Genomic DNA, 4,899 nt, shown 5'->3' with positions numbered 1-4,899 from the left:
GCGGCCTCGGCGGCGTCGCGGGCGGGCAGCAGGTCGGCCGCCGCGATCCCCGCCTGCAACTGCCGGTCGGCGCCGCGCAGCGCCTCCAGCCCCAGGCCGAAGCCGCAGCGCGGCGCCTGGGCCTGGGCCTGGGCCGGCGCGGCCAGCAGCAATGCCAGGGCGAGGCGGCGGATCATGCCCAGCCGCAGGCCGCCAGCGCCGCCCGCATGTGCGGCGGCGGCGGCGCAACGGCGGCGCGCGGCGGGTCGAGCGGCAGGGCGATGGCGCGGGCCAGCAGGTGCAGCCGGCCCTCGCCGCCGCCGTAGCGCGCATCGCCGAGGATCGGGCAGCCGAGATGGGCGCAATGCACCCGGATCTGGTGGGTCCGGCCGGTCCTGGGGCGGAGTTCCAGCCAGGTCAGCCCCGCGGCCGCGCCCAGCACCCGCCAGGCGGTCCGGGCCGGCTGTCCCGCGGGATCGACCGCCATCCACCAGCCGTCCCGGGCGGTGCTGCGCTTGAGCAGCGGGGCATCGACGGTGCCCGCCGCCTGCGGCGGGGCGCCGCGGACCACGGCCCAATAGGTCTTCTCCGCCCGGCCGGCGGCGAAGAGCGCGCCGAGCGTGGCCAGCATCGGCTTGGTCCGCCCCAGCACTAGGCAGCCGGCGGTGTCGGCATCCAGCCGGTGGGCCGGCTGCGGCAGCCGCTTCCTGCCCATGGCCAGCGCCGGCAGCCAGTCCTCGAGCGAGGCGCCGCCGCGCGGACCGCGATGCACCGCCAGGCCCGGCGGCTTGTCGAGGATCAGCACCTCGGCATCCCGGTGCAGCAGCCGGGCGAGCGGGTCGGGCCCCGGCGGCGGGGCCGCGGCGGCATGGGGGCGTGCGGCGCGGATGGTGCTGGTATCCCTCGGGCCCGGTGGCCCGGCTTCCCTTTAGCGGTTTGCGCCCGGAGGTGAGCGCGGCAGCGCTGCAGCGTGCTGCTGCGAGCCAGGTTTCATGCCCCCCGGTGCACAGGCCCGTCCGCGATCCGCGCCGGTGCGGAGCGCCGGCCGGGGGTGAATGCCCCCCGGCGCGGCGCGCGGGGCCGGGGCGAGGCCCCGCCGCTGACCGCGGGGTCAGCCGACCGTCATCACCGAGCCGTCGAGCGCCATGATCCCGGTGACCACCTTCAGCGCCGGCTGCCGGCTGGCGACCTCGGCGCGGAAGATGCTCAGCGCCTTGGCGTGGGTGGCGGTCTCGGCGGTCGGGTCGGCCACCGCGGCCTCGCCGAAGGCGAGCTTGGCGGCGCCGCAGTCGCGGTGGGTCAGCGCCACCACCGACTTGATGCTGTGCAGCGACACGGTGATGCCGAGGTTGTCCCAGAAGGCCTGGTGCCAGGCGGCGAAGCGCGGGTGGACCGCGCCGACCGGCCCGCCGGCGATGACGAACTGGCTGTACCGGTTCCGCATCTGCCGCGTCCCCATGTACTCGAAGCTGCCGGTGGTGAAGCGCGGGTCGATGCAGTTGACCAGCATCGCCTCGTAGTTCCCGCTGGCGGCGCGGGCGATGCCGCCCATGGCGGGCAGGGTCAGCAGGCCGCCGAGGCCGGCGAGCACGCCGCGGCGGCCGAGCGGGACGGCGCAGCCGCAGCCGGGCGCGTGGACGGCGTGCGGGGTGACGGAGGTGCAATCGGGCATGGGGCGTTCCCGGGATGAGGACGCCCCAATCTACACGAAACCGTAACCAATAAAATGATCCATCTGCGGACCGATCCGGCCCGCCCGCCGGCCGGGCTCAGGCCCGGCCGTGGCAGTGCTTGTACTTCTTGCCCGACCCGCAGGGGCAGGCCGCGTTGCGCGGGGTGCGCGACCAAGTGGAAGGGTCGTTCGGGTCCACCGCCTCGGCCCGCCGCCCGGCATCGCCGGTCGCCATCGGCACCGGCGCATAGCCGCCGGCCTCGCCCTCGCCGACCATCTCCAGCTCGGCCATCGCCGGGTCGGGGTGGCGCATGTCCATCACCCGGACCGGGTCGGGGGAGGGCGGCGGCTGGTCCGGCTGCAGCTCGATCCGCATCAGCACGCTGGTCACCCGCTCCCGCAGGTCGGCCAGCATGCCGTTGAACAGGCCGAAGGCCTCGGACTTGTACTCGTTCAGCGGGTCGCGCTGGCCATAGGCGCGGAGGCCGATGCCCTGCCGCAGGTGGTCGAGCGCCAGCAGGTGTTCCTTCCACACCGCGTCGAAGATCTGCAGCAGCAGCGACTTCTCGACCATCCGCATCAGGTCGGGGCCGATATTCGCGGTCTTGGCGGCGAAGTGCTGGTCGGCCGCGGCCTCGATGCGCTCGCGCACCTGGGTCTCGTCGATCCCTTCCTCCTTCGCCCAGGCCGCGACGGGCAGGTCGAGGCCGAGCTGGTCGCGCACCTTGGCCTCGAGCCCCTCGAGGTCCCATTGCTCGGGATAGGCATTCTCAGGGATCGCCCTGTCGACCATGTCGGCGATGCATTCGCGGCGCATCTCGGCGACCGTCTCGGCCACCTCGGCCGCCTGCATGAAGGTCTTGCGCTGGGCATAGACCTCCTTGCGCTGGTCGTTCATGACGTCGTCGTACTTCAGCAGGTTCTTGCGCGTGTCGAAGTTGCGCGCCTCGACCTTCTTCTGCGCCTTCTCGAGCGCCTTGTTGATCCAGGGGTGGACGATCGCCTCCCCCTCCTTCAGGCCGAGCTTCTGCAGCATCCCGCCCATGCGGTCGCTGCCGAAGATCCGCATCAGGTCGTCCTCGAGGCTGAGGAAGAAGCGGCTGGCGCCCGGGTCGCCCTGGCGGCCGGAGCGGCCGCGCAGCTGGTTGTCGATGCGGCGGCTCTCGTGGCGTTCCGTGCCGATGACGAAGAGGCCGCCGGCCGCCTTGGCCGTGGCGCGGCCGGCCTCGACCTCGGGCTTGTGGCGGGCCATCGCCGCCTCGAATTCCGGGCCCTCGCCGAGGCCGCCCGCTTCCTGGCGCGCCAGCATCTCGATGTTGCCGCCGAGCTGGATGTCGGTGCCGCGCCCGGCCATGTTGGTGGCGATGGTGACGGCGCCGGGCCGGCCGGCCTGCGCCACGATCGCCGCCTCCTGCTCGTGGTAGCGGGCGTTCAGCACGTTGTGCGGGATGCCGCGCTGCTTCATCAGCGCCGAGATCACCTCCGACTTCTCGATGCTGGTGGTGCCGACCAGGACCGGCTGGCCGCGGGTGCGGGCCTCGTCGATCAGGGTGGCGACGGCGGCGTACTTCTCGGTCGCGGAGCGGTAGACCTCGTCGTCGCTGTCCTTGCGGGCTACGGGCACGTTGGTCGGGATCTCGACCACTTCCAGCTTGTAGATCTCGGCGAACTCGTCGGCCTCGGTGGATGCCGTGCCGGTCATGCCGGCCAGCTTCGGGTAGAGCCGGAAGTAGTTCTGGAAGGTGATGGAGGCGAGCGTCTGGTTCTCCGGCTGGACCGAGACGTGCTCCTTCGCCTCCAGCGCCTGGTGCAGGCCGTCGGAGTAGCGCCGGCCCTCCATCATGCGTCCCGTGAACTCGTCGATGATGACGACCTTGTCGTCGCGGGTGATGTAGTCGACGTCCCTGGAGAACAGCACGTGCGCCCGCAGCGACTGGTTGACGTGGTGGACCAGCGTCACGTTGTGGAAGTCGTAGAGGTTGCCCTCCTCGAGCATCCCCGCCTCGCGCAGCATCTCCTCGACCGTCTCCGAACCGGTGTCGGTCAGGTTGGCGGTGCGCTGCTTCTCGTCCTTCTCGAAGGTGGCCTTGTCCTCGACCAGGCGCTTCACGACCTCGTCCACCCGGCGGTAAAGGTCGGAGCTGTCCTCGGACGGGCCGCTGATGATCAGCGGGGTGCGGGCCTCGTCGATCAGGATGCTGTCGACCTCGTCGACGATGGCGTAGTTGAAGTCGCGCTGGACCATCTCCTCCAGCCGGTACTTCATGTTGTCGCGCAGGTAGTCGAAGCCGAATTCGTTGTTGGTGCCGTAGGTGACGTCGGCGGCATAGGCGGCGCGGCGCTGGTCGTCGGTCAGGCCGTGGACGATGACGCCGGTGGTCAGGCCGAGGAAGCGGTAGATCCGCCCCATCCATTCGGCGTCGCGGCTGGCCAGGTAGTCGTTCACCGTGACGACGTGGACGCCCTTGCCGGACAGTGCGTTCAGGTAGACCGGCAGCGTCGCCACCAGGGTCTTGCCCTCGCCGGTCTTCATCTCGGCGATCTTGCCCTCGTGCAGCACCATGCCGCCGACCAGCTGGACGTCGAAATGGCGGAGGCCGAGCACCCGCTTCGCCGCCTCCCGCACCGTGGCGAAGGCCTCGGGCATCAGGTCGTCGAGGGTCTCGCCCCTGGCCAGGCGCTCCCGGAATTGGGCGGTGCGGGCCTGCAGCGCCGCGTCGTCGAGGGCGGCGGTCTGCTGCTCCAGCGCGTTGACCTGCGGCACGCGGCCTTGCAGGCGCTTGAGCGCCCGGTCGTTGACGGTGCCGAGGATGGCGCGGGCGATGCGTCCGAACATGCGGGCCTTGCTACTCCGGGATGGCGCCGGCCCCCGTGCGGGCCGCGGTCGCACCAGCGCCGCAGGCAGGACGGGCGCCGCGGGCGAGGCGGGATCGTGACGGAAGCGAGGAGGGAGGCCAAGCCGGGCCCCGGACCCTTCCGGGCGGCGGGTGCGGCGCGACCCCGGCGCGCGGCGAGAGATAGGCAAGCGCCGCGCCGAGGTCAACGCCGTTGCCCGATCGGCCCCCCCTGGTTGCTGCCGGGGGAGGCATCGGCCATTGTCCCGCGCCGTCCGAAGGGTGCCGTTCCGTATGCGTTTCCGTTCCATGACACTGGCCGCCGCGCTGCTGCTGCCGGTCGCACCCCATGCCGCCCTGGCCCAGGCGCCGGCCGCCGCGCCCGCCGCCCCGCCCGCCGCCCCGCCCGCGGGC

3 protein-coding genes are annotated in these 4,899 nt (G+C 72.5%); all 3 read right to left on the bottom strand.

Annotated elements, in window-relative coordinates; genetic code table 11:
* Positions 1 to 172 precede the first annotated feature (172 nt).
* Complete coding sequence (locus E2C06_RS35320) at positions 173 to 784, bottom strand: RluA family pseudouridine synthase (protein WP_133293216.1); 612 nt, start codon at positions 782 to 784, stop codon at positions 173 to 175.
* Between the two features lie 306 nt (positions 785 to 1,090).
* Entirely contained in the window at positions 1,091 to 1,651 is a 561-nt protein-coding gene (locus tag E2C06_RS35315; RefSeq protein ID WP_133293215.1) for a hypothetical protein, read from the bottom strand.
* A 97-nt stretch (positions 1,652 to 1,748) separates the two neighbouring features.
* Positions 1,749 to 4,487 (bottom strand): preprotein translocase subunit SecA, encoded by a 2,739-nt coding sequence (gene secA / locus E2C06_RS35310; protein WP_133293214.1) that lies wholly within the window; start codon positions 4,485 to 4,487, stop codon positions 1,749 to 1,751.
* Between the last annotated feature and the right edge of the window lie 412 nt (positions 4,488 to 4,899).

Origin of the sequence: Dankookia rubra (assembly GCF_004355005.1) — a bacterium.
Lineage (GTDB): Bacteria > Pseudomonadota > Alphaproteobacteria > Acetobacterales > Acetobacteraceae > Paracraurococcus > Paracraurococcus ruber_A.
The sequence above is the reverse complement of the archived record's forward strand: the minus strand, read 5'-3'. Positions and strand labels throughout refer to the sequence as shown.